Raw genomic sequence first — 23,415 nt, forward strand, 5'->3', positions numbered from 1 at the left:
GTCTCTTCTTCAGCGGTTTCGCTCTCTTCTTCGGTCATTTCTTCTTCCATGACCGTCTCTTCTTCAGCGGTTTCGCTTTCTTCTTCGGTCATTTCTGCTTCCATGACCGTCTCTTCTTCAGCGGTTTCGCTTTCTTCTTCGGTCACTTCAGGGGTTAAGCTGGCGGGAGCTATTCCTTCGAGTTTGCTACTTCCGGAGCGATTTTCTTCTCCAACGCTGGTTAAGCGCAGTCCAAAATTTTGACTGAGAAATGATTCTAACTTCAAGGTTTCGGAGGCGTGGGAAAGGGTAAAGCTGGTGGATGAAATGTCATCTGCGCCCATCCCTTGGGTGCCAATTTCTACGCCGACTTCAAAGGAACTGGGCGTCACGTTTGCATCGCCGCTGAGATTTCCTTGGTTGGCCGATCCGATCGCGGAATTGGTGACGTCGGAGCCATTGACGGTCAAACCACCGAGTAGAGAATCGTCGGCAATATTGAGGAAAACGCCTCGGATATCTGCTTGAGGAGTAACATCGACGACGTTAACCTGAATGCCTGTGTCGGTTTGTTCTAGTAACAGCTTGGCTTGCGCGTTATCCCCGGTAAAATTGGTCAGTTCGACGGTTAATGGTTGGGCCGTGTCTTGCTGCTCTTCTGCGGGGGCTTCGGTTACGGTAGTGGTCTCTTGCGGCTCTTCGGTGGTTTGTTCGGTAACGGTTCCTGTTTCGTCAATCATGTCTTCGGGATTCATCTTTAATCTCCTCGAGTGAGTGTTAATCAATGGTTTATTGGTGATGGAAGAGCGGGAAGGTTTTCCCTCGCTTCACTGGGATAGGGCTTAAATATTGAGACCCAGGCTTTTATTCGGTGGAAATTCCACAAGCGCTACTTGATTAAATTGACTGACTGTAGCGATCGCGCGAACTCATCTGGTTCCCTCGCAAATGGTTTTCTGAGGATTTAATTTGCTAGGGACTCGCCACCGCATTAAAAAATTTCCTCCTAAAATTACCCTTAAATTCCGATTGCACTATTTTTTTAGGAAATCTCCGGTGGGTTGCCGGATAGTGGTGAATAGAGAGTGTAAAGGGGCCCAAGTTTATTGTCACTCAAGTCACTTTAAATCCCCTTAGGGAGCATCGACCACTGTTCCCGAGCCTTTGTTCCCCCATTTAAAAATTTTTTCTTCCTACAGCAAAAATGCAAGTTGGCTGGTGATTTTTCAGACCAAAAATACTTTATTTTTCCCCAAAAATGTCTCTATTTTGTCAGTAAAATCTACAATATTTTAATGAATGTTAAAAAACATTTACAGGTTTTCTCTGTTGCGCCCTGGCAAATAAAAGGGTATAATAGTAAAATTTTTTAGAGAAGTGAAGGCAGGGGGAGCGGATTTTGGCGCGTGGGACAACAGGAAGCAGGAGGAGAATTTTACCGATGCGAGGGGGTTTGGGGTGAGTGGTTCTGGGGGGAAGCACACCCGCATCAATAGGAATGCGCTTAGAATCGGGGAGGAGTGTGGTTAACAATCTGTTGTGAGGAGTAAGGGTTAATGAGGTTAGCAGACAAACTGGCTTCCGAGTGGCGATCGCGACTATTGCAAGATTGCCCAGAACACCCAAGCAGCACCCATGAGAGCATCGTGATGTGGCTGTTAGGGGAAAATCCGGAGGGGTTTGAGACCCTTTCGGCGCAACAGTTAAAAATTGCCGAACAGGCGATGGACTATCGCTATCGGATTTTACGCCCTCGCTATCTGGGAATCCCGCCAGAGCGAGCGTACCGCAACTTGATCCGCCGTCTGTCTTCATTGGTCTTGCTTCGCAATAAAATCAAAACCTGGGTGGCCCTGAGTCGCGATCGCCAGCGCACGGTGGTGGATGTGGTGCAAGAAGTCATCCAAGAACTCTGCGAGCGAGATCGCTACATGCAGCAGCAAATCGCCTGGCTCGGGCAATGTAGCCACAACCGAGGGCTGCGAAATGCCCTGTTGCTCGCTAGTCTGGAAGAATACTGTCTGCGCCCGGTTCGCAATCAACCCCTGCTGGCGTATCGCTTTTTTAACTACCTGCGCCGCTCTCAGCGTGCGGGGTTGACTCAAGTCCCGGAAGCAGAATTAATTCGCCTCGTCTCGGACGAAATTAGCTCGGATGAAAGCGAAGGAACGGTAAGTCTGTTGGATGCGCGCGCGATCGCCAACGCGAAAGACGCGCGGGCTTGGGAAGAACAACAATTGCTGCGTCAAGCGGTGCAACGGGAGTTTGAAACCTATCTAGAAAAAAATGTGGATCCAACGGCGGCGCAGTGGCTGCGGCTATATCTGCAAGGGCGCTCTCAAGATGAAATTGCCAAAAAACTCAATTTACCCGTCAAACAAGTCTATCGTCTGCGCGAAAAAGTCAGCTATCACGCAATTCGCGTCTTTACCCTCAAAATCAAACCAGAATTGGTCACAAGCTGGCTGCAAACGAGCTTGCAACAACATGGTTTGGGTTTGACTCCCACCCAGTGGGAGCAATTTTGCGACAGCCTCACCCCCACTCAACGCGAACTTTTAACCCAGCTCAAAGCGGGTCAATCTCTCGCGCAAATCGCTGAGGTGATTCATCTCAAACCTTCTCAAGCGTTCGGCGAGTGGACTCAACTGTATTTAGCCGCTCAGTCTTTCCGCAATCGCTAGAACCGAGTTATCCCTCCCTTGTCACCCGCTGTCTCGGGCTTTCCTCGATCCCTTGCCCGCCCCGGGTTCAAAATGATATAATGCAGGCGATCGGCGGATGAGTTTCCCCTGATTCGAGTAGGCCGATCGAACAAGATTCGCCCCACTCTCCTTTTCTCGCGTAGCAGGTTGGCGATCGCGCAAGGTGATGAGGAGCCTCCTCACCAACAGGGTTGTGGTACAATCATTTCATCTCGATCGGTACGGTAAAGGGCGCATCACCGATTCCGAGCTACCCGGAAACACGACCTCTCAATAGATGGAGCAACACCCTGTAAATCCTAGAGAGTCGGTTCATACAGGTCGCAGTCCCGGTCAAAGTTTCACTACACGCCCCATAGCGGAAACGACTGGGGGGTGTTGCTGGGCTAAAGTTCCCAGAACGCGGCGAGAATGCCGGCTGTGGGGAGGGATAAGCCCTTCTAATCAAGACACTACCACCTCGCCTAGCAGGTGGAGGAGCATTCATGCCCACCAAGAAGCCAATGCAATCCAAAACCACCATCGATTGGGCAGCCCACATGGATTCCGAGCAGATATTTCAATTAATTGACAAGCTGCTTTCGTTTGAAGCCTGCCTCTACCATGAAGTGTTGCCTTTGGCTATCCACGGTAGCCGCCTTCATCTGGGGATGGTCGATCCAGAAGATGCCGGTGCTTTAGAATACGTTCGGAAAATTCTCGGCTACATGCGATGCTCTGTCGTACCCGAACAGATTTCACCGGAGATTCTGCGCTCCATTCTCTCGGCTTATTTGAACTACACCCACACGGGTCAAAAAAATTCCGGCACGGCGCTGCATAAAGGGAATCGGGGCGATCGCCCGGGTTCCTCTACCAGTGGCGCAAATTCATCCACGGCTTTGACGATCGATTCTCAAGGTAAGTTAATTCCTTCGCCCCATGCACAGCGTCGCGGCGGAACCAGACCGCCACATGCCCCTAACGCACCGGACTCCCTGGAAAGCAATGAAGAAGCTCTCCCGATTTTACAGGTGAATGCTTCCCATACTAACCAACCGAGTGCAGCATTAACCCAGTTACCCCCCAAACAACTCTTGCAAGAATTGCTCGAGCGCATCTTAGATAGCGGCATCGGACGCTTGTATTTTGAGCGCCAATCTCAATCGGGTCGGATTCTCTGGAGTAAGGATGGGGTGGTGCAATCGGTCCTCGAAGCGGTGGAACTCTCCCTTTTTATCGGCACCCTCGACGAACTCAAACTCCTGGTTCGCTTGCCGTTAATCCCCGTGCAAAAACCCAAGCAAATGGAAATAGAACGTCTCTATCAAAATTCTGAGGTGTTATTGCGTTTGCGGGTGATGCCGGGAGTGCATGGAGAACGCGCCACGCTTCAAGTGTTGCGCGGCGCAGCGCTCGAGTTTTACAAGCAGCAGCAGCTTGCTGAATTAAGTCGCGATGCCCTGCGTCTGGCTCTACAGCTACAGCGCAAGGTGGACGAACTGCGCGATCGCGCGGAAGATAATCCGACGCTCTCGGGTAAATTAGAAGCGATCCCGGCTCTCAACCAGTTAATTCGCAAAGTGGACGAACAGCTTGCTGCATTTCGCAAGCTCAATCACGAATCCGAATAGCTCAACTTCCCCGAAAAAAAAAGCAAAAGTAAAAATTTACTTTTGCCTTTAATCAGCGGATAGATTATTCGGTTTGAACGATTCTGTTGTGGCATTATGCCAACACGGCGGCGGGTTCTTCTGAGGGCCAGCGACCGATCGCTTTGCCGATAACCGCCAGTTCTTCGTTCATTAACCGATCGAATCGTTCCGGGGTCAGGGATTGCGGACCGTCAGACAGGGCTTTCTTCGGCGTCGGGTGAACCTCAATCATCAGGGCATCGGTTCCGGCGGCGATCGCGGCTTTTGCCATTGAAGGCACCAAGTCAGCCCACCCGGTTCCGTGACTCGGGTCGATGGTAATCGGCAGGTGGGTGAGCGATCGCAATACCGGAATCACGGACAAATCCAAGGTATTTCGCGTGTACTGGCGATCGTAGGTGCGGATCCCGCGCTCGCACAGAATCACTTTCGCATTCCCCGCCGCGAGCAAATACTCGGCAGCCATCAGCCACTCTTCAATCGTCGCTGACATCCCTCGCTTCAGCAAAATCGGCTTATCCTGTGCCCCCACTTTCTTCAACAAGGCGAAATTCTGCATATTTCTCGCCCCGATTTGAATCACATCCGCCACTTCTGCTAACGCATCCAAGTCGGCGGCATCCATCAATTCGGTAATAATTCCCAGACCGCTCGCTTCCCGTGCCTTTGCCAGCAATCCTAACGCACTTTCGCCATGTCCTTGGAACGAATAGGGCGAGGTGCGCGGCTTAAATGCACCACCCCGCAAGAATTTCGCCCCGGAGGCTTTCACGCGCATCGCGGTCTCGACAATCATCTCCTCGTTTTCCACCGAGCAAGGTCCGGCGATCGTCACCAAGGGATGATGTTCCCCAAATGGCACCGGCCCGCTTGGGGTGTCCACCACCACTTCCGATGCTTCTCCGTGGCGAAATTCTCGACTGACTCGCTTAAACGGCTGCTCGACTCGCAGGACTTGCTCGATCCAAGAACTCATTTCCTGCAATTGCAGGATATCTAGATCCGCAGTATCCCCCACCAGTCCGATCACCGTCTTGTACCGACCCACAATTTTCTCGGGAGTCAAATTCCAAGTGCTGGTGAGTTCTTCGGTCAGGCGGTCTATCTCCTCTTCTGGAGCGCCGACTTTCATCACAATAATCATGGCAAAATTACCCGGCTTGTTTGGTTGTCAATAAAGTTTGTCAGCCCTTAGCGTACTTTATCTCAGCTTCGTTAAGGGCCAAATTGCCTAAAAGGAGCCGTTGGGTCGCTCGCTCCCTCGGCGTGGTGCTCTGTGCCCTCAGCAAGGGTTTGGCGTGCTTCTCTGGATGGCGCTGAAGCATTTTCGATCGCTTTTTTTTTCGATTTTTCTGGGCAAGCATGCCTTTCGCCGCTTACTGGCTATTTTGTTTTGACGCTCGCCACGCTTCGGTCATCCGTCCGAAATTGGTGGTAAACTCGCTCCAGCCCAGTACGCTGCCTGGGGTCTTCTCATCCCAAGATGCCGAAAGGATGCCGTAGCTTAGCCCCACAACTCCCAGACCAAAAAAGCCCATGCTGACGAACACCACGGCAATATGAGGCAGGGGAAACCATTCTTGCATGACGATGAAGTAGCTGGCCACAAATGTGGCCATCCCTAAACCGGTGGGGACTCCACATAACAAGGCCATCCGAGTCACCATGCGACGACTGACGACTTCGGGAATTGTCCGCTGTTCTTTGGACATTCCCCCCTTGGCGCTCTCCTGTTTGCCAGGGGCGCTCGTCGCTGATGTCTGGGAGTTGGGTTGTTTTTTGGTCTGTTTTTTTCGTTTACCCGGTTCAAAGGGTAAGCGCGTGCGTTGGGGTTCGGGTGACATGAGTTTTCCTATCTTCTATCCACGGATGCCAAGGCGCGTAATCAACTCGCGATAGTGGTGTGGGTTGTTAGCAGAAATATACCCCAGTAACCGCTTGCGCTGACCGATCATTTTCAGCAACCCCCGTCTGGAGGCATGGTCTTTTTTGTTGCTTTTCAGGTGGTTGCTCAGTCGGCTAATCCGCTCGGTGAGCATGGCTACTTGCACGTCTGCCGATCCGGTGTCGGTTTCGTGAACTTGATACTCGTTAATGATCTGGTGTTTATCCTGTTGCGTCAGTGCCATCTATTTTTGACTAAATTCTCAAATGCAGCAATTGACAATCTTAACATAGAAACTCTGGCTTGAAAACAGATATCTCGCTTCGGTTTTCCAATTATTGCCGATGTTGGCCAGCACCCGGGCAAACCCTGGGGCAGACTTACCCGCCAACCGGGTTATGACTTCGACTCGCCAAAGGGCAGGGAATCTTGACAATCGAACCTCGGCAATTGAGTCCTTGTGCTTTTCTTCATTCTTAATTTTTAAGGCTCAGATAGGCTGGCGATCGCTCGCCGGATCCACTCCTCCACGGGCATCTCTGTACTGGCGTCAGCTTGTTCGCTCAGGGCCGATAATGCCTGCATCACCTCGCTGCTGGTATATCCCAACGCCAACAGGGTCATTTCCACATCTTCTTGCACGGCAGGTTTTAATCCCGCCGCCACACTGGGACTCAACCCCACCTGCTTTCGCCACTCGGCAAGTTTGGTTCGCAATTCCAAACAAATCCGTTCGGCAGTTTTTTTCCCGACCCCTGGGGCTTTGGCGAGCAAGCGGGTGTTCTCCCGGACGATCGCTTGCACTAACTCGGACATCTCTAAGGTATCCAACAAGGCGATCGCTAACTGGCTCCCAATCCCACTCACCCCTATCAACTGCCGAAACAAATCCCGCTCGGCATAACTACTAAAACCATACAACACCATCTGGTCTTCGCGAACCTGTAAATGGGTAAACACTTGCACGCTTTCCCCGATCGCCGGTAGCTGCTGCACCATGCGCGGCACAATTTGCAAGTCATACCCCACTTGATTCACCTCTAAGCTGAGAAAAACACGGTTGCCCGTGTTTTTCACCACCCCTGCTACCGTGCCTTTCAGATACCCAATCATTCACTCCCCCTCTGTTCGGGATTCCTTATCCTTCTCCCCCCTGAGCTAGCAGTAGGCTGGACCGACACAGCCCAGCCTACTGCTCATTCTCGCCAACCGTTTATCTCAAGCACTTCCCTCGATAAACCCAAAGTGCTTCAAGCCTTCCAGAATCCCCGCCGCACAGGCAGATCGAGCCATATAAAGACTCTCGGATTTGTTGCGATCGTACCATTCTCTCAATTCGGGCTTGGCATTGCCTACGATGATGCCCCGCTCATCGCCTACCGCAAACAAGGCGATGTCATTCCCCGAATCCCCACAGGCAACAGTCCGTTCGGGTGGCATTCCGTAGCGTTTGGCTAAAAATTGCATCGCCTTCCCTTTATTCCCGCCATTGGGCAGGATATCCAAGTCTTGCGACCCACTGTAAATCACCTTCACCTCTAAATCCCGCTCTTTGAGCGCCGATTCCAGTCGCGGTAACAACTCTTGCGCCGCTTCTTCCGAAAGGAAATAACTGGCTTTAAACGGGCGCTGTTCGGAGTCGGGTTGGGGCACTAAGTCGGAAAAATGTCCGGCGGTGGCCACCACCTGCTCTCGGTCCCACCCTTTGGAGAGAATCTCGGCCCATTCGGTATCGTAGCTGTCGCTACTGTCGATATAGATTTCGGTGCCCACAGAAGTCACCAGCGCATCTGGGGTGATGAGCTGCTTTTCTTCTTGAAGCTGTTTGTACAGTTGCGGCGATCGCCCGGTGGAATACACGATTTTGCTTCCGTGTTCTTGCCGCTGCTGCTCTAGCTGCTGCTGCAATTTCCCTAAGGCTTCATCGTCGCCAACATAGGTATTGTCTAAATCTGACACGAACAAAAACTGACTCATATTGCCTCGATCGCAATTCCGTCTACTTTTCGTTATTAGTGTTGACGCTTCATCCCTCCCCCGTCAACTCTCTGCCGATACTTTTTTCAATCCGCACGGTTTCCCCTGCCTCCCCTCCGGGAAACCCCCCGGGCAAAAATGGATTCCCCCAAGGTCGAAATTCCACCGCATTTATCTCCCCTTGGTCAATGATGTATTGCAAAAAATACACCGATGCGGTCAAATATTCTTTACCACAAGTTTCATTTTTTGTCAAGAGTTCTGCCGCATAATTTTCCAGATTTTTTATCTGCTTGCCCAACTGGTGCAGGTTGACAAAGGCTAAAAACAGGGCAATCCCTCGGCGAATCTTGGCTTCTACTTCTGCGGGATTGAGCAGGGTATCGATATCAATTCGCCCGCCTAACTCTTCACAGAGAAAGGCACGCACCTGTTCGGGATAGCGAATCGAATCAAACTCCCGAATTACCGCAGACAAGGTTAACTCATCCGGTGATGAGGTAAACCGATAGCGGCGATAAATCGCACCTTTATTCAAGTAGTCGCCGACAATAAATGCGCCGATATTGGCCGCTAAATCCGGCGGTGAAGCGTCCGCTTGCAAGGCGCGCTCTACGGTGGAAAATTTACCCTGTTGATAATCCCAAATGGCTTGGCCTAAATCGCCAGTCCAGGAGGTATGTTTGGCGGTCCAGGCTGTGGTAAAATTCACCGAACCAGCCAGTCCGGGTAAGGTAATGCGATCGCACAGGGCCGCAATAAAATGGGCAAAGTCGATTTCGCGATCGCTGAAGCTCACGGGCATATCTAAGGCGCGATTGATAAATTTTGTCGGCGATAAGGTGGCGATCGCAAATCGAATATCGTTATAAGACCGTCGGGTATAGCGGCGCAGTTTGTTGGCAATCTCATAGGCAGAAACGTCGGGATTCTCTGCCTCGATTTTTTCGATAAATTCTAACGCTTGCTCGCGATTTTTATCCAACATGACCGATTGAATTCCAATGACAATGGCTCGACAATCTTTCCCCTTCAGGTGAACCGGAGAACAATCGGGAAGGGTCAAAGCTTTGTCTTTCAGTTCAGGAATCTCTATCGATTTGAGAACGTGGCGCAAATGGGGTTCCCTCGGTTCTGAGGGCAGGGTCATCCTTTATCTAAACTTTAAATTAAAAAAGGCGCACCAGCCGTTACAATTATTGAGGCTCTCGGCGATTGGTTGGACGGGGAATCACCAGGAAGGGTGTAGTGGGTGCCAATCGAATCAATCCCCGATCGCGCCGATGGCAACTGTGCATCTTACCGTTTCTTACCTTTATGCTGACCCCTCTGTTTGAGGCGATGGAACCCCCGGAAGGGACTCCGCGCCACCTGTGGTTTGCGATCGTTTTATTCGTTCTTTCTCTCTTGCTGACGCTTTCGATCCCGATCTGGACTCCTATGCTATTCAAACCTCAGCTTCTCAGCGATCCATTTTTGCAACTCCCCACGGAAGACTCGGTGCGGGTGGTATGGTTCACCGAGTTTCCCGGGATCCAGCATACTGTTGCTTATGGGGAAGATTTGCAACAGGTGGTGGGTGCCACGACGACTAAACTCAGTCGCACCCGGGAAGATCGGCGATCGCGGGTGGGAACCCAAACTGAAGATGGCGAGATTTACCAAACGCCGACGATGCGCGATATCTGGCGACATGAGGCGAAAGTCACTGGGTTGACCCCGGGGGTGCGGGTTTCCTATCGAGTCACCAGTGTGGATGCACAAAGTCGGGAAGTGAGCAGCAATGTGTTTACTTTGGCCCCCAAACCGCAACCGAATACTCAGCTTAAAATTTTGCTCACTTCGGATCATCAGTTAATGCCGATGACGGCTGCAAATTTACAAAAAGTAGAAGAAACAATGGGGCGCTTGGATGCGGTTTTCCTGGCGGGGGATTTGCAGAATATTCCCGATCGCGCTTCGGAATGGTTTGACGATAATCGCGGCGGTGCGTTTTTCCCGGTACTTCAGGGTCGCGCTCATTATACGTTGGAAAAAAATGGGCAAACCGAGGTTTATACCGGGGGCGAAATTATTCAACATGTACCCCTATTTCCGGCAACCGGCAATCACGAGGTGATGGGTCGCTTTTCGATGGAAAAAGACTTAAACGAGCAGTTTGCAGATGCGTTTCCTCGGGAGATTGCCGATCGCCTTTATCGGGAAAAAGCAGCGGAAATCAATCCGGAAGGGTCGCCTGTACTGCGCGATCGCTGGCTGATTGACAATTCGTTTAATACAATTACGTTTAACGAGATTTTTACCTTGCCGAATAATGGCGGAAATGAAAATTACTATGCCATTACTTTCGGGGATGTGAGATTGGTGGTGCTTTACGTGACCAATATTTGGCGATCGCCCAGTCTCAGTCCGAACCGCAAAGGACGATATCGCGAACGCCAACAAGATGTGGATAACCCGGAAAAATGGGGATTCGGACAGCATATTTTTGAGCCGATTGCCAAAGGAAGCGAGCAATATCAGTGGCTCGAAAGAGAATTGAATAGTGCCGAATTCAAGCAAGCGAAATACAAAATCGTCATGTTTCATCATCCGCCCCATTCCTTGGGCGGCAATGTAGTCCCCCCCTATACAAATCCGGTGCAGCGCTTAGAGCAAGATGCGATCGGGCGGATTAGCGTGCGGTATGAATATCCCCCAGCACAAGATTACATCATTCGCGATGTGGTTCCGCTGCTAGAATCTGCTGGCGTGCAATTAGTCTTTTTCGGCCATTCTCATCTGTGGAATCGCTTCGTCAGTCCCTCTGGAATGCACTTTTTAGAATCTTCTAATGTGGGGAATACTTACGGCGCATATTGGCAGGATAAAAAGCGCGAAGTGCCGAAAAATTATCGAGAAGAATATGTGGCCACTGGCGATCCAAATGCCTTAGACCCCGTGGTTCCCACCCTGGTACCTTTGGTAGATGAAACGGGCAACACTCTGCCCTATCTTGCCAGCAATGATATTTCGGCGTTTAGTATTTTCGATACCGCTACTGGTGTGGTCAGCAGCTATCGGTTCGACCTAAGAAAACCCGCCGCCCCCGCGATAAAGTTTGATGAATTTAAGTTAAAATAAACTGCCATTTGGCCGCCGATAACCAGGCGGGGAATTAGTTCCCCGCCTAATAGCTCAAGTCGGTTAAAAACCGACTTAAAACATTACCCTAAAAAAGTGATAATTCGTCGCTCAGTGGTTTCCAGCACATGCTGGAAACGTCTTCCCCGCGCATCTGCCTCCCCACAGGTAAGTCGTATATGGTGGCAGATGTTATTCTATCGTGAAGTGATAAGCTGTTAGCCATTTAGTTGGGCTACGGTAGCTTTCGAGATAGGGCAGCCGATCGCCCTACCCTGCACTCAGCGACCCTAGGAACCTCTATGGGCATGGCGGCGCTAACGCCAATGCACTCCCACCAGAACTGGACTTGCGGCGGTTGGTATTATGCCGATGCTGACCCACTTCCTGCGGTAAAATGGAAAATTTACGCGCGCCCCTTCATCCAAATTAATGCCGAGGTGGGCAAACAGTAATTCTGCCCCCCACATATTGGTCTGGCGCATAGTTTCCCTCTACAGCACAACCGCCTCAGTTTATTCGTTGCCCCTCAATGGGGGAAGTGAAAAATTGCTCCTCAACCGAGGAACGCATTTTCAGCACTGACTCTGTACCGGAAACCCGAGGTAGCACGGAGACAGGATGAGGGGTCAAACCCCTAATAATTAAATGGGTCAACCAAAACCGGAAATCTTTCTTTAGGTAGATGTTTTTGCCGGGGCTGGACTCCAGTTTGATAAATGGTAGACTACAATCGTAACCAAGATCGATATCAAATGCTCCTACTATGGGAGCTATCCCATACTAATCAATAGGGTTGCGTGGTCATGTACGCTGCACCGCAATGGCAAGAAGAAACCACTGTAGAGTCTCCGACGTTGCTCGATCCCACTGTGCTTAGAGCGGCGCGGCAAATCTATCGTACTTACAAGGAAGTTCATCCCGATGGGATGCAGCGCCCTCTCGGCGTCGCTATCGATCGCTTTACCCATCGCGGACAACTCATTTTTCGCAAAAAACCTGCATTGTTGCTCACCGAATGCTTTGTACCTTTCGATCGCATTGAATCGGGACTCTATTAAAAAAAACGGCGATCGCTTTTGTCGCCTTTCTCGCGTACGCGCTCATCTCTTCTCTGGCCTATTGCCTGTTAACTCTCAGTAAAGTGCAGTGGACGCCGGGAAAGAAACTGGGTAAATCACCAAAACATTGCAAGGTTATTGAGGCGATCGCAACCCTTGCCAGAGTCTCCCCACTAACCCCCGTTCCCCCCTATCGAAGCTCTACACCAAACCCGCAAACATGGATCTGATTTTTGCTGTTGCTGCTATATTTCTGGCGTTTGCCTTGGGTGCCTCGATCGGCAGTTTTCTCAATGTGGTGGTGTATCGGATCCCGGCAGGATTATCCTTGTTGTGGCCTCCCTCTCGCTGCCCCCATTGCTTGCATCGACTCGGCAAAACCGAAAATGTCCCCGTCTTCGGGTGGATAAGGTTGCGCGGACGCTGCGCCCACTGCAAAAGTCCGATTTCCCCGCGCTACCCCATTGTAGAAGCCATCACCGGCCTTTTATTCGTCTTCGTCTTGTTTTTCACCTATGCAACCCCCTTGCAAATGGTGGGGTATTGGGTCTTATTTAGCTGGTTGTTGGCCCTGTCGATTATTGATTTGGATACCATGACCTTGCCCAACCCGCTTACCCAGTCGGGTCTGGTGGTGGGGTTGGGGTTTCAGGCGCTTCTGGGATGGGCCACCACCCAGCAACTCTCCGGGATTAGCGATCGCCTGATGATGGGCATTGTCGGTGCGGTTATCGGCATCTGGCTGTTAGAGACGATCGCCTTTGTCGGTTCCATTGTTTTCGGCAAAACCGCGATGGGCGCAGGAGATGCCAAACTCGCCGCCATGATGGGGGCCTGGTTGGGCTGGAAATACTTGTTGTTGGCAGGATTTATTGCTTGCGCTGTCGGTGCTTTTGTCGGCGGTAGCGCGATCGCTGCAGGTTGGTTAGAGCGCAGCAAACCGATGCCCTTTGGTCCGTTTCTCGCCCTGGGTGCTGCCATTACCGCCCTTTGGGGTGAAGCGATTTTATCCGCCTATCTCAACCTATTTTTTCCCCTCAATTAAAACCTTTTAACTGAGTGAATTTTGAGGTTTTCAATTGAAGGAAAAGGAGGTTGTATCTTCAAATCACTTAAGTTTTATATAAACGGAATCATCTGATGTTTTTGCGATTCTACTGCTTTAACTTTAACCGACAAATACTTTGTGTAAACACTACGGTTTTTATATATAGTGTAAAAAGGAATCAAGCTAAAAAAAGTCCGCTTAGGCGGACTATAGCGCTGTCGCCCCTTCGCGCTTTGCCTGTGCCTCGGCGCGATTTCAATCCCCCGCCTTTTTGAGTGTCTGTCAAGATGACGATCGCCCCTGGTAGGGATCCCTTTTTACAAATAACCTGTAACAAATTGACAATATAGCAAAGCCTCGCCTACAAATATAACTGTTTAAAAATGTAGTCATAAAGTGAAAAAGAGGAGATTAGAGGAAAGGGTGAAAGTTAGAGATTTTCTATGGGTGAAAGAATTTCGATAAAAATGTCAAATCAGCAATGTTGTGCCAGGGGACTCGGGGTGCAGAAGCTACGGCACCCCGAGTAGGGGATCGAGGACTACTCTGAGTCTTGGAGAATTTGAGGAACCTTAAAAAAGTCATCCTCGCGATCGGGGGCAGCATTGAGAATTGCCTCGCGATCGCGGAAAGGTTCGAGGCGATCGGGGCGAGTCACATTACTGACATCGATCGCCCGGGTTGTGGGTTTGACATTTTCAGTATCCAATTCGCTGAGTTGCTCGAAATACTCCAAAATGTCATCTAACTGACTGGTGAACTTTTCTTCTTCTTCTTCAGTTAGGTCCAGACGAGCCAGATGAGCGACTTTGCGAACTTGTTCTCGGTCAATCATAGGAATGAATGTTGGGTGAATCAGACAGCTACAGAAGCGGAGGAAAAACGGAAGCGAGCAAAAGCGCTAGAAAAATACATCCATCTGAGAGCGCCCGGTAGTTTTCAGCCAGTTTTGAGCCTCAATATAGTTATTGGGCGCGAGGCGGATAGCTTGCTTCCAGTAGTCGGCGGCGCGATCGTAGAACGCTTCTGCCTCTTCAAGCTTACCCGCCTCCTTTGCTTTCTCGCCTTGGTAGTGGTAAATCACAGCGATATTATTGAGGGCTTGAGGCATGCGCGGGTTGAGTTCCAGGGCATTGTTGTAATTTTCCAGAGCTTTGTCATGCTCGCCGTTACTGGTATGGATCAGGGCGACATTATAGAAAATGTAGCTGCGATCGTTGGGATCGTCTTCCAGACGCAGAGCCTCCGTATAGTTATCCAGAGCTTCAGCGTATTCGCCATCAGACTGAGCCGCCATACCATCGCGGTAGTAGGCGAAAGCTTCTTTAGCTTGTTGGTTGGTGGGCAGAATCTTCAAAATGATATCTGCCACCACCGTAAAAGTTTTGTCGATAAAGTTATCGTTGCGTTGTGTTCTTGGCATGGGGGTGTCCTGGTATTGGAGTATTGAAAGAGACAATCGCCTTGTGCATCATTAATTATTGTAGGCAAGGTTGGGGATTGAGGGAGAGGGATTTAGACGAAAAGGTAGACAGGGGCGATCGCCGGCCCTGTGACTTGCACCGAGGGATCCAAAAGAAAGGGGGGGGAGAAGCGATCGCGCCCCAGAGAGAGGGGATAGACGAGCAAAGAAAAGAGAACTTCACCATCGGATGTAAACTTTGTCCAGAGGGGGGTTGTCCCATCCTCGATCGAGCGGCTATTTGGTAAGATTATTGAACTGTGACCTGGATTGCACTGAAAACAACCAGCCATCGCTGGGAAGCTGAGTTGATGCAACAAGTGCTCGAGGCGCATCAAATCCCGAGTCGGATTGTAGATTTGGGAATTGCATCGTACTTAGGCACCGGGAGTCCAACAGCCCTGCAAGTTCGACCAGAAGACAAATGGACGGCACTGCTCCTACTCAGCCCCAAAGAGTCAGAACCAGGGGAAGAGCCTGGTGAGGATCCGAAGCGATAAATAAAAGCGCGATCGCCGAGAGCATCGAGCGGCAAAAATTTGCTCCCCCTTAGAAAAATTACCTAGATGTTCATTAGCTAAATAAAGAGGAATAAAGCGTTTTCATGTCTCTATTTGATTGGTTTGCAAATCGCCGGAAATCAGGTCCGATTAGCCGAGAGCGGCAAGAGCGGGAGATAGCCGATGGGTTGTGGACAAAATGCGTAGCTTGTGGCGTATTGACCTATACGAAAGACCTCCAGGCAAATCAAATGGTATGTCTGGAATGTGGCGAGCACATGCGAGTCAGCAGTAGCGAACGCATCAAACAGCTCATCGATAGCGACACCTGGATCCCCATCGACGATCGCCTACAGCCGATGGATGCCCTAAAATTTCGCGATCGCAAAGCCTACAGCGATCGCCTGCGCGAATACCAAGAAAAAACCGGCAGTATCGACGCCGTAAAAACCGGATTAGGGAAACTCGACGGCTTACCCATTGCCCTAGGCGTGATGGACTTTCAGTTCATGGGCGGCAGCATGGGATCCGTCGTTGGCGAAAAACTCACCCGTTTGGTAGAAAGAGCCACCCGAGAAAGATTGCCCCTGGCGATCGTCTGTGCCTCCGGCGGAGCCAGAATGCAAGAAGGGATGCTCAGCTTAATGCAAATGGCAAAAATCTCCGGGGCACTAGAGCGACATCGAGAAGAGAAACTGCTTTACGTACCCATCCTCACCCATCCCACCACAGGCGGCGTCACCGCATCCTTTGCCATGTTAGGGGATATTATTTTAGCCGAACCGAAAGCCACCATTGGGTTTGCGGGGCGTCGAGTGATCGAGCAAACCCTGCGAGAAAAGCTACCGGAGAATTTTCAATCAGCGGAAGACTTGCTCGATCATGGATTCGTCGATGCGATCGTGCCGCGCACCCAGCTTAAGAAAACCTTAGCGCAGCTTATTTGCCTGCATCAGCCCCAATCTCCCCTCGCCCACCGGATGCCCTTAGCCGATATGCAACTCAGTTCCACCGCTCTAGAATGAAGGGGAATAAAAAGCCCGACGCGATCGCTTCTTCCATTGCAACCGAAGCGATCGCGCAGCACCCTGGAAAAGCATAAAACCGGGCAAAAGTCAAAGGTAAAAAATACCTAATTTGCATCGAATTGTAGCGGCCTTTGTCAAGGAAAGCGCAGGTGAAACCGGGGAAAAAAGCCCAAAACAGCAGCGCGCGATCGCAATTATCAGCCGAGGCAAACCGCCAAGATAAATTGGGATTTTTAGAAAGTGCCATGCAGTGGCATGATAGTGATATTGAAAATGGCTAAATCTTGACCTAAAGCAGACAATCATTATGGGTTTTGCTGACTTGTCAATCGAGCAAATCGCCGAAGACTACCATCTCCCGGTTGAGGAGGTGTTGCAGTTGTGCGTAAGGCTCTCCATTGCCTACAAAAGCCCCCAAACGCCTCTGCCCTTAGAGGATGCCAAGGCAATTATCAGCCAAATTATCGCCCACAGGACCGAGAGTTCCGAGTCTGGGTCAACCTAAGCGATACCTGGCCAAATTGAGCGGCAAGACTCGCGCAGATGCGGGCTTTCGCAAAGCAACCGATAATGATTGGCGTGCAACAGGTCAGTGCGCTCCATTGGCGATCGCCGATGGGATCCGAGCGTCCCCAAACCGGGGGGGTGGCGATCGCCCTATCCGCCCTCGGGTTCGTGGTATTGCCACCGCGATCGGCTCCCAGTGGCGCGCACGAAAGCTCATCCAGCAGGAAGATTCGCCCTCAGCAAGCTTTATACTGAGTCATGCCGAGGGGAGATTTCGCCCTCGCTGTGTTGAGTTGTCATACCAAATCTGCTTTTTTGAGGAAAACCATGCTGAAAAGATGCATCTGGCTAGTTGTAGCCACTGTATTCTTCACGATTCAAATACTTGTCGGGAGTGCTGCTGCAGTCGAACTCGATGAAACCACCCGCACCCTTCCCTTGAATGACAAGGGAGACATGGTGGTACTGAGCGTGAAAGAACTAGAACAAGGCAAACGCTTGTTTATTGACACTTGCAGCCAATGTCATGCCGGCGGGATCACCAAAACCAATCCCAACGTAGGTCTAGGTCCGGAAGAGTTGGCTTTAGCGACTCCCCGTCGAGATAGCATTGAAGGGTTAATCGATTACATGAAAAGTCCCACCACTTATGATGGGGAGTTTGACATTTCTGAGTTACACCCCAGCATCAAGAGCGCGGATATTTTCCCGGAAATGAGAAATCTGACCGAGGATGACCTGTTCGCGATCGCCGGATACATCCTCCTCCAACCCAAGATTATGGGCAATCAATGGGGTGGCGGTAAAGTCTATCGCTAATCATCTTGCACCACAGGTGCAAGCTTTCCCCCAGCTCCGTGCCGTCGCATCCGTACCCACTGACGCGACAAGCTGACACCTCGTCAGGTAATGGGTAATAGGTAATGGATCGTTGGAGCGTTGAGTGGCTTGCACTCGCGCCCTCCTTCGATCTATTGCTGATTACCCATTACCCATCGCCGCGCGATCGGCTTCGCGGTAGACTGGATCCGAGAGCCTCAGCTCGAAACCGGGCAAGCCTCTTGCCCCCTGAGAACAAGACTCGAGCGGATGTCCGATTCGATTGCCTAGCTTTCCCCCACCCAATCGAACATAAAAAAAAGTAAGGATATACGATTAATGCTGCCTCGAAAATTTCTGCTTCGCTGTTTGGTGACGGTACTCGTAACCTGCTTTGGGTTGATGAGCATCGTTTTACCCGCGCAAGCTGACTCCGTGGAAGACCGATACATCACCCAATATTTAAAAGCGTCAGAGCCGGTTCCCTTAACGATGAATCAGCAAGGAGAAACCCAGATGTTTTCTCCCCAAGAGCTTTATGAAGGGAAACAGTTGTTTAAAGAAAACTGCATCAATTGTCACGTGGGCGGCTCAACTTTACCCGATCCGAGCGTGTCTCTGTCTTTAGCAGACCTCAAAGGAGCGACGCCCCCCCGGGATACGGTGGATGGCATCGTGGACTATCTGCGCCATCCGATGAGTTATGACGGGAACTACGAAACCTATTGGTGTCGTGAAGTTCCCTCCAGTTGGATGCCGAGAGCGAAGGTGAACAAACTGGCTGCGTTTATTCTCAGAGCCGCTCAAAAAGCTCCGGGATGGGGAACGCAACAGTTCGATTTATAGACAATGCAAGCCTGAAAAGAATTAAAGAGCCATCAGCGGTTTTTTTAAGCGAAAGATTCTAAAGGAGGCTGGGAGTCAGGAGCGCAATTGTCGGCTATCTGTGCTATCCGCAGGCAATTGCGCCCCTCGCCTTTGGCTTGGTATAACGCGCGATCGGCCAGATCCAGTAATACCAGGGGGTCGAGCAGTTGTTCGTCGGGCTGAGTTTTTTGCTTGGCAAGATTGGCGATCGCACAGCCAATGCTAATCGTCACGGGAATTGCTACACGATCGCTGGTTTTGAAGGGTTTGTAGGCGATCGCCCTTCTCAACGATTCGCCGTACTCCCTCGCCGTTTGCGGACTGATTCCCGGGGTAATGCAGACAAATTCCTCCCCGCCATAGCGATAAAACCAACTATTCGAGCGAGCCGTCTCTTGTAAACGAGCCGCTATTTCTTTCAAAACTAAATCCCCCGTGGAATGCCCGTAGGTATCGTTAACCCGCTTAAAATAATCCACATCGATGGCAAACACGCAGACATAGCCTTCCCACCGCTCCTCCTCCACCTCGTCAGGCTGTGGCAACATTTGCGGCATTGCTTGCTCCATTGCCCGTCGGTTCGGCAACCCGGTGAGAGCATCGGTTAGCGCCAGAGATTCCAGCAGTTTATTGCGCGCGATAAGCTGCTTGAGTAATGCCTCTCGTTCCGATTCCGACTGTTGCAACAGTTGTTGCAAGACCTCAATCTCGGCATACATCTCCATCGGATCTAATGCTTGCAGCAAGCTGGTTTGGGTGATAATCCCCGCTAGTTCCCCTTCCGGACCTGTCACCACTAAGCGCTGCACGTGTCGGCGTTGCATCTGCTGATGCGCTTCCCACAAGGAAGCTTCCGGGGTAATCGGAAATAAAGGGGTACTCATTACCTTTTCTGCACAAAGCCCCTCCAGGTCTAATTCTAAATTGCGAAACTGCACCACATCCCGTTCGGTGACAATGCCCACCGGTTTAACGGCTTTGATCTGACAGCTATCCGCCGAGTATCCTCCCCAGGGACTCTGAGACGGTGGGAGGAGTTTACTGTTATGGTGTTCGGCGATCGTCACGCAGCTAACGTTATAGAGTGCCATCAGTTTAGCCAGGTGAAGTACGCTCGTCTGACGGGGGGCGTGAATAACTCGCGGGTTCATCACTTCTATCACTCGTCTGAGTCGCATAAAGTCAATCGGCTTCAAGACACCACGGATGCTTTGATGGGTAATAATCCCTAAGAATTGACCTTGCATGTCGAGTACCGGCAGATGGCGAATGCGATGCTGACGAAACAAACTCAGAGCAGTGACAATATCTCGTTCTTCCCCGGGGGAGTCTTGCAGGGTGATGACATTGGTTGTCATTACTTCGCCAATCGTCACGCCCTGGAATTCCTTCGCCGAGGCAATCCGGCGAACTACATCCCGTTCCGTCCAAATCCCGAGCAGGCGACAGGTTTTATTTTCCCCGGAAGGCGGGCGATCGACCACCAAGACGCAACTAGACCGCCCTCGACTCATCAGCGCGATCGCTTCGGACAAGGGAGTATCCGCTGTGGTGGTGATGGGTTCACCATCGATAGCTTGTCTAAGAGAATCAACAAACATTATTCATAAAAGTGTTTTTGAAGTTCCCTCTTTAGATTAACTGCCTCATCCCACCGGGCAATTGTGCTTGTTTCTTGGGGGAAGCCCCATAAACCTGGGGGTTGGGTTTTCACACTAGAAGATTCGCCGGGGTCATGCACTCATCTGTCTGCGGGAGAATTGCCGCTCTGTGAGTTCCGATGAGCTGAGGGCTGGCTCTTTTCCTCAAGCAGGCCCCGGCTTTTCCCGAGGCGATCGCCTCACCCCTGTGAATTCTCACCGAAATTGCTTCGGGGGCGATCGCTATCCTCCTTCCCCGTCTCGATTCAGGCGGTAAGTATCATAAAATCCTGCCGAAGTCAATGCCAGGATTGGGGATTGGAGAGAAAGAAAATCGCGTTTTGTGTGAACGAAGCGGGATAAAATACAGTTTGACCGAAACCTTACGAATGTTGAGTAGAGGAGAACGACTTTGAAGAAACTGCTATCTATCGTCCTGTTAGCGATCGCCCTGTTCGCGGTTTCCTTTGCACCTCCGGCTTTGGCTGGCGATGCTGCTAAAGGTGCCCAAATTTTTAGCGCTAACTGTGCAGCTTGCCACATGGGCGGCGGTAACGTGATTATGGCGAACAAAACCCTGAAGAAAGAAGCCCTAGAGCAGTACAACATGAACTCTATCGAAGCCATTACCTATCAGGTGAAAAACGGCAAAAGCGCCATGCCCATGTTTAGCGGTCGTCTGAGTGACGAGCAAATCGAGGATGTCGCTACCTATGTTCTCGAACAAGCCGAAAAAGGCTGGTAGATGGAAGCTGTGTGCCAACCGCACCACTGAAAGCCTACTCCATCCACTGGCATAAAACGATTCTGTGCTGAATCTTTAACCTCTCTGCACTCTGCAGAGAGGTTTTCTAATCACCTCCCCATTTTAGTAAAGATTTATTACAATTTTGGACAAAAAGCAAGTTTTTGTGCTATATATCTCAACCTTCACCTGCAAGGCGACGGAGAGGGATAAAACCACATCAAATTTGCATCGCCCCCGTCAAATCCCAACTCGATCTAAAATGTGTGGATAGTGTAAAAGCATAAAATCCTTGGTTCCCTTACGCGATAACAATCCAACCCAAATCACCCCATACGTGACCTATGGCCTAATCGTGGTCAACATCACGATTTTTCTCCTCGAATTGTTCGTGCAGCAGCAAGGACAGTTGGATCGGTTCTTTGACCTCTGGGCGGTGGTGCCGCAAGAGTTGAGTGCCAGCTTGCAAGGGGAATCTGTCGGCGACCCGGTACCGGAATGGATTACCCTCTTTAGCTCGCAATTTTTGCACGGCGGTTGGTTGCACCTCGGCGGGAATATGCTGTTTTTATGGATTTTTGGCAATAACGTCGAAGACTGCTTGGGGCATGTAAAATACCTGGTTTTTTACCTGGCCTGTGGGGCATTAGCGGCATTAGCCCAGTGGGGCTTTTCCATGAGTTCGAGCATTCCCTCCTTGGGCGCTTCCGGAGCGATCGCCGGCGTGATGGGCGCTTATATCCTCCGCTATCCCAAAGCCGAAATCCTCACCCTGATTCCGATTTTCTATGGCTTCTTCGTCCGCCTTCCCGCCTTTGTCTTTCTCGGATTCTGGTTTGTGCAGCAAGCCTTTTACGGGATTGCCGGTTTGGCTCAACCCAGCAATATCGGCATGGAAAATGGTGGGATTGCCTACTGGGCGCACGCCGGGGGATTTGTATTTGGAGCGATTCTAGGTCCGTTGCTCGGACTATTTTCCTCCCGTTCCCGGCGCTAACCCACAAGGAAACCCACTGGAAGGCAGTTACCGACGGGGTAGAGTCGGCAACTGGGCATGATGGGCGGCGTCCGTTGGTTCCAGGGAGGGGCGAGGGGCGTCCGACGCTTGGGGAAGATTGAAGGAATCTTGCATCCCAGATATCTCGGGAAACTGCACCGGGATATCGGCTCCATTCACCACCGCACCCAACAGTTGCACCGTTTCCGATTCCGTCAGCGGTTCCACATACTCGGTTAACATCCCCGGTTCGGTCACCAGGGGTCGCGTGACCATTACCATGCCATCACTGAACGGTTCGAGCAAGAACGCATCGTTACAGACATTTAATGCCGGGGAGTCCAAGATGACCATATCAAAGCGCACCCGGGCATCTTTGAGGAGTTGTTGCACTTCGTAGGATTCGAGCAGGGCGGCGCTGTTTCGCACCGGGCCGGGACTGGGGACGATATAGAGATTTTCCACTTCCGGTACGAGGCGAATGCACTGGTTGAGCTGCCCGTAATAGCTCAGGGGTTCGAGGTGGGTCTCCGGATCGAGGGTGACGTTGAGGGCACTAGCTTTTGTGGGCGATCGCAGGTCGGTTTCGATCAGCAATGTCCGCTTACCCGCACGGGCGGCGGCGATCGCTAAATTATACGCACAAAACGTCTTGCCCTCTTTCGGTGCCACACTGCTCATCAACAACACCTTGGGCGGCTTCTCTCCCACCCGCAACAGATTCGTGCGGAACTTCTCGTAAAACTCCAGATAGGGGGAATCGGGATCCACAATCACCGGCAGGTCTCGAACCTCCTCGAATTCAAACGGATACACCTGGGGCAAAATGCCCAGAATTCGCAGCTCTTGTTGCTGCAATGCATTCTGCACTTCCTCTTTGGTGTAGCACTTGCCTTCGAGCAAGGACAGCACGAAAATCACGGCATTCCCCACCAATATCCCGACAATCCCGCCAAGGATAAATACTACAATCGGGGAATTCCCTTCTACCTCATTTTTGCTCACGTATGGCTCGTTTGCTACGTTCAAACTGCTCACTGTTTCCGCTTCTGCCGCTTTTGCATCGGCTAAAGCTCCTTGCATCTTATTGTAAAGTCCTTGGTGGAGCTGCACCTGCTGCGCCAGTCGCGCCAGTTCTTTCTGCTTATTCGGTAGGGTTTTAAATTGCTCGCTCAGTTCCCGTTCTCGCTTCACCAACAAATTGAGTTGTTGCCGCAATCGTTCCTTTTCGGTTTGCAAACCCACCAGATTTTGAGCCAACTGCTGCCGCGCTGGATCCAAGCTGCTATCCTTGCGGATGCGATCGCTCGTCATTAACGGAGCTGCCACTCCATCCCCGCCAATCACCTCCGCCGCTCGTTCTGTTAAACTAAGCAATTCCGTCACCAGAACTACTCGTCTTCAGAACCGGACTTGAGACTTTCACCTCATCCGGCTC

The 23,415-nt window shown here is 51.1% G+C and carries 26 protein-coding genes; 15 read left to right on the plus strand and 11 right to left on the minus strand.

Annotated features, from left to right (window positions below):
- On the minus strand, positions 1-734 hold a 734-nt coding region (locus AC0QH1_RS02950; protein WP_324629322.1), incomplete at its 3' end, for a hypothetical protein.
- A gap of 801 nt (positions 735-1,535) precedes the next feature.
- Here AC0QH1_RS02950 and AC0QH1_RS02955 point away from each other — a divergent pair.
- Positions 1,536-2,663 carry a HetZ-related protein 2 gene (locus AC0QH1_RS02955; RefSeq protein ID WP_324629323.1) on the plus strand — a complete coding sequence of 376 codons (1,128 nt, stop codon included), beginning with the start codon at positions 1,536-1,538 and terminating at the stop codon, positions 2,661-2,663.
- A 506-nt stretch (positions 2,664-3,169) separates the two neighbouring features.
- Positions 3,170-4,297: an ATPase, T2SS/T4P/T4SS family gene (locus AC0QH1_RS02960; RefSeq protein WP_324629325.1), complete on the plus strand. Its 1,128-nt coding sequence runs from the start codon at positions 3,170-3,172 to the stop codon at positions 4,295-4,297.
- Positions 4,298-4,391: 94 nt separating this feature from the next.
- Here the strand turns inward: AC0QH1_RS02960 and aroF are convergent, their stop codons facing one another.
- The 6 genes from aroF to AC0QH1_RS02990 all read right to left on the minus strand — a co-directional run bounded on the left by aroF (position 4,392) and on the right by AC0QH1_RS02990 (position 9,330).
- Positions 4,392-5,462, minus strand: coding sequence for a 3-deoxy-7-phosphoheptulonate synthase (gene aroF / locus AC0QH1_RS02965; protein ID WP_324629327.1), 1,071 nt, complete (start codon positions 5,460-5,462; stop codon positions 4,392-4,394).
- Positions 5,463-5,694: 232 nt separating this feature from the next.
- Positions 5,695-6,162, minus strand: coding sequence for a PAM68 family protein (locus AC0QH1_RS02970; RefSeq protein ID WP_324629329.1), 468 nt, complete (start codon positions 6,160-6,162; stop codon positions 5,695-5,697).
- Between the two features lie 15 nt (positions 6,163-6,177).
- Positions 6,178-6,447 (minus strand): 30S ribosomal protein S15, encoded by a 270-nt coding sequence (rpsO, locus tag AC0QH1_RS02975; protein ID WP_324629331.1) that lies wholly within the window; start codon positions 6,445-6,447, stop codon positions 6,178-6,180.
- Positions 6,448-6,686: 239 nt separating this feature from the next.
- Positions 6,687-7,316, minus strand: coding sequence for a Holliday junction branch migration protein RuvA (gene ruvA / locus AC0QH1_RS02980; protein ID WP_324629332.1), 630 nt, complete (start codon positions 7,314-7,316; stop codon positions 6,687-6,689).
- 105 nt (positions 7,317-7,421) lie between these two features.
- A complete protein-coding gene (locus tag AC0QH1_RS02985; RefSeq protein ID WP_324629333.1) occupies positions 7,422-8,180 on the minus strand; it encodes a sucrose-phosphate phosphatase in 759 nt (252 codons plus the stop codon).
- Between the two features lie 49 nt (positions 8,181-8,229).
- Complete coding sequence (locus AC0QH1_RS02990) at positions 8,230-9,330, minus strand: hypothetical protein (RefSeq protein ID WP_324629335.1); 1,101 nt, start codon at positions 9,328-9,330, stop codon at positions 8,230-8,232.
- Positions 9,331-9,497: 167 nt separating this feature from the next.
- Here AC0QH1_RS02990 and AC0QH1_RS02995 point away from each other — a divergent pair, with 167 nt between their 5' ends.
- The 4 genes from AC0QH1_RS02995 (at position 9,498) to AC0QH1_RS03010 (ending at position 13,409) form a co-directional block, all read left to right on the plus strand.
- The gene (locus AC0QH1_RS02995; RefSeq protein WP_442957269.1) at positions 9,498-11,303 is read left to right on the plus strand and encodes a purple acid phosphatase family protein; all 1,806 of its coding nucleotides are present in this window, start codon (positions 9,498-9,500) and stop codon (positions 11,301-11,303) included.
- 326 nt (positions 11,304-11,629) lie between these two features.
- Complete coding sequence (locus AC0QH1_RS03000; RefSeq protein WP_324629337.1) at positions 11,630-11,758, plus strand: hypothetical protein; 129 nt, start codon at positions 11,630-11,632, stop codon at positions 11,756-11,758.
- A gap of 351 nt (positions 11,759-12,109) precedes the next feature.
- The gene (locus AC0QH1_RS03005) at positions 12,110-12,364 is read left to right on the plus strand and encodes a hypothetical protein (protein WP_324629338.1); all 255 of its coding nucleotides are present in this window, start codon (positions 12,110-12,112) and stop codon (positions 12,362-12,364) included.
- 220 nt (positions 12,365-12,584) lie between these two features.
- Positions 12,585-13,409, plus strand: a complete 825-nt coding sequence (locus AC0QH1_RS03010; RefSeq protein WP_324629339.1) for a prepilin peptidase — start codon at positions 12,585-12,587, stop codon at positions 13,407-13,409.
- Positions 13,410-13,953: 544 nt separating this feature from the next.
- Here the strand turns inward: AC0QH1_RS03010 and gatC are convergent.
- On the minus strand, positions 13,954-14,247 hold the full coding sequence (gene gatC / locus AC0QH1_RS03015; RefSeq protein WP_324629340.1) for an Asp-tRNA(Asn)/Glu-tRNA(Gln) amidotransferase subunit GatC: 294 nt from the start codon (positions 14,245-14,247) through the stop codon (positions 13,954-13,956).
- Positions 14,248-14,313: 66 nt separating this feature from the next.
- Entirely contained in the window at positions 14,314-14,835 is a 522-nt protein-coding gene (locus AC0QH1_RS03020; RefSeq protein ID WP_324629341.1) for a photosystem I assembly protein Ycf3, read from the minus strand.
- A 299-nt stretch (positions 14,836-15,134) separates the two neighbouring features.
- Between AC0QH1_RS03020 and AC0QH1_RS03025 the strand changes: the two genes are divergently transcribed.
- From AC0QH1_RS03025 to psbV2, 7 genes are all read left to right on the plus strand, one after another.
- Positions 15,135-15,374 (plus strand): putative signal transducing protein, encoded by a 240-nt coding sequence (locus tag AC0QH1_RS03025; protein ID WP_324629343.1) that lies wholly within the window; start codon positions 15,135-15,137, stop codon positions 15,372-15,374.
- A 104-nt stretch (positions 15,375-15,478) separates the two neighbouring features.
- Positions 15,479-16,399: an acetyl-CoA carboxylase, carboxyltransferase subunit beta gene (accD, locus tag AC0QH1_RS03030; RefSeq protein ID WP_324629345.1), complete on the plus strand. Its 921-nt coding sequence runs from the start codon at positions 15,479-15,481 to the stop codon at positions 16,397-16,399.
- 152 nt (positions 16,400-16,551) lie between these two features.
- On the plus strand, positions 16,552-16,683 hold the full coding sequence (locus AC0QH1_RS03035; RefSeq protein WP_324629347.1) for a hypothetical protein: 132 nt from the start codon (positions 16,552-16,554) through the stop codon (positions 16,681-16,683).
- A 26-nt stretch (positions 16,684-16,709) separates the two neighbouring features.
- On the plus strand, positions 16,710-16,907 hold the full coding sequence (locus tag AC0QH1_RS03040) for a translation initiation factor IF-2 (RefSeq protein ID WP_324629348.1): 198 nt from the start codon (positions 16,710-16,712) through the stop codon (positions 16,905-16,907).
- Between the two features lie 38 nt (positions 16,908-16,945).
- Positions 16,946-17,164: a hypothetical protein gene (locus AC0QH1_RS03045; RefSeq protein ID WP_324629350.1), complete on the plus strand. Its 219-nt coding sequence runs from the start codon at positions 16,946-16,948 to the stop codon at positions 17,162-17,164.
- Between the two features lie 72 nt (positions 17,165-17,236).
- Positions 17,237-17,728: a photosystem II cytochrome c-550 gene (psbV, locus tag AC0QH1_RS03050; RefSeq protein ID WP_324629351.1), complete on the plus strand. Its 492-nt coding sequence runs from the start codon at positions 17,237-17,239 to the stop codon at positions 17,726-17,728.
- A 339-nt stretch (positions 17,729-18,067) separates the two neighbouring features.
- Positions 18,068-18,574, plus strand: a complete 507-nt coding sequence (gene psbV2 / locus AC0QH1_RS03055; protein WP_324629352.1) for a photosystem II cytochrome PsbV2 — start codon at positions 18,068-18,070, stop codon at positions 18,572-18,574.
- A gap of 44 nt (positions 18,575-18,618) precedes the next feature.
- On the opposite strand, the gene AC0QH1_RS03060 is transcribed toward psbV2, so the two are convergent.
- Positions 18,619-20,196, minus strand: a complete 1,578-nt coding sequence (locus AC0QH1_RS03060; RefSeq protein WP_324629353.1) for a diguanylate cyclase — start codon at positions 20,194-20,196, stop codon at positions 18,619-18,621.
- Positions 20,197-20,647: 451 nt separating this feature from the next.
- On the opposite strand from AC0QH1_RS03060, the gene petJ reads away from it, so the two are divergent.
- Together petJ and AC0QH1_RS03070 are read left to right on the plus strand one after the other, a co-directional pair.
- On the plus strand, positions 20,648-20,980 hold the full coding sequence (gene petJ / locus AC0QH1_RS03065) for a cytochrome c6 PetJ (RefSeq protein ID WP_324629354.1): 333 nt from the start codon (positions 20,648-20,650) through the stop codon (positions 20,978-20,980).
- Between the two features lie 292 nt (positions 20,981-21,272).
- Complete coding sequence (locus AC0QH1_RS03070; protein ID WP_324629355.1) at positions 21,273-21,977, plus strand: rhomboid family intramembrane serine protease; 705 nt, start codon at positions 21,273-21,275, stop codon at positions 21,975-21,977.
- Between the two features lie 27 nt (positions 21,978-22,004).
- Here the strand turns inward: AC0QH1_RS03070 and AC0QH1_RS03075 are convergent, their stop codons facing one another.
- On the minus strand, positions 22,005-23,363 hold the full coding sequence (locus AC0QH1_RS03075; protein ID WP_324629356.1) for a polysaccharide biosynthesis tyrosine autokinase: 1,359 nt from the start codon (positions 23,361-23,363) through the stop codon (positions 22,005-22,007).
- Between the last annotated feature and the right edge of the window lie 52 nt (positions 23,364-23,415).

The sequence above is a fragment of the Phormidium sp. CCY1219 genome (genome assembly GCF_055795085.1).

Bases quoted from the DNA above. Each gene is read 5' to 3' on its own strand.
- AC0QH1_RS03005 (WP_324629338.1), top strand. From the start codon at position 12,110: ATGTACGCTGCACCGCAATGGCAAGAAGAAACCACTGTAGAGTCTCCG.
- psbV (WP_324629351.1), top strand. From the start codon at position 17,237: ATGCTGAAAAGATGCATCTGGCTAGTTGTAGCCACTGTATTCTTCACG.
- AC0QH1_RS02995 (WP_442957269.1), top strand. From the start codon at position 9,498: ATGCTGACCCCTCTGTTTGAGGCGATGGAACCCCCGGAAGGGACTCCG.
- ruvA (WP_324629332.1), bottom strand. From the start codon at position 7,316: ATGATTGGGTATCTGAAAGGCACGGTAGCAGGGGTGGTGAAAAACACG.
- AC0QH1_RS03000 (WP_324629337.1), top strand. From the start codon at position 11,630: ATGCACTCCCACCAGAACTGGACTTGCGGCGGTTGGTATTATGCCGAT.
- AC0QH1_RS03010 (WP_324629339.1), top strand. From the start codon at position 12,585: ATGGATCTGATTTTTGCTGTTGCTGCTATATTTCTGGCGTTTGCCTTG.
- psbV2 (WP_324629352.1), top strand. From the start codon at position 18,068: ATGCTGCCTCGAAAATTTCTGCTTCGCTGTTTGGTGACGGTACTCGTA.
- AC0QH1_RS03040 (WP_324629348.1), top strand. From the start codon at position 16,710: ATGGGTTTTGCTGACTTGTCAATCGAGCAAATCGCCGAAGACTACCAT.
- AC0QH1_RS02990 (WP_324629335.1), bottom strand. From the start codon at position 9,330: ATGACCCTGCCCTCAGAACCGAGGGAACCCCATTTGCGCCACGTTCTC.
- AC0QH1_RS03020 (WP_324629341.1), bottom strand. From the start codon at position 14,835: ATGCCAAGAACACAACGCAACGATAACTTTATCGACAAAACTTTTACG.
- AC0QH1_RS03045 (WP_324629350.1), top strand. From the start codon at position 16,946: ATGCGGGCTTTCGCAAAGCAACCGATAATGATTGGCGTGCAACAGGTC.
- aroF (WP_324629327.1), bottom strand. From the start codon at position 5,462: ATGATTATTGTGATGAAAGTCGGCGCTCCAGAAGAGGAGATAGACCGC.
- AC0QH1_RS02970 (WP_324629329.1), bottom strand. From the start codon at position 6,162: ATGTCACCCGAACCCCAACGCACGCGCTTACCCTTTGAACCGGGTAAA.
- rpsO (WP_324629331.1), bottom strand. From the start codon at position 6,447: ATGGCACTGACGCAACAGGATAAACACCAGATCATTAACGAGTATCAA.
- AC0QH1_RS03060 (WP_324629353.1), bottom strand. From the start codon at position 20,196: ATGTTTGTTGATTCTCTTAGACAAGCTATCGATGGTGAACCCATCACC.
- accD (WP_324629345.1), top strand. From the start codon at position 15,479: ATGTCTCTATTTGATTGGTTTGCAAATCGCCGGAAATCAGGTCCGATT.
- gatC (WP_324629340.1), bottom strand. From the start codon at position 14,247: ATGATTGACCGAGAACAAGTTCGCAAAGTCGCTCATCTGGCTCGTCTG.
- AC0QH1_RS02985 (WP_324629333.1), bottom strand. From the start codon at position 8,180: ATGAGTCAGTTTTTGTTCGTGTCAGATTTAGACAATACCTATGTTGGC.
- AC0QH1_RS02955 (WP_324629323.1), top strand. From the start codon at position 1,536: ATGAGGTTAGCAGACAAACTGGCTTCCGAGTGGCGATCGCGACTATTG.
- AC0QH1_RS02960 (WP_324629325.1), top strand. From the start codon at position 3,170: ATGCCCACCAAGAAGCCAATGCAATCCAAAACCACCATCGATTGGGCA.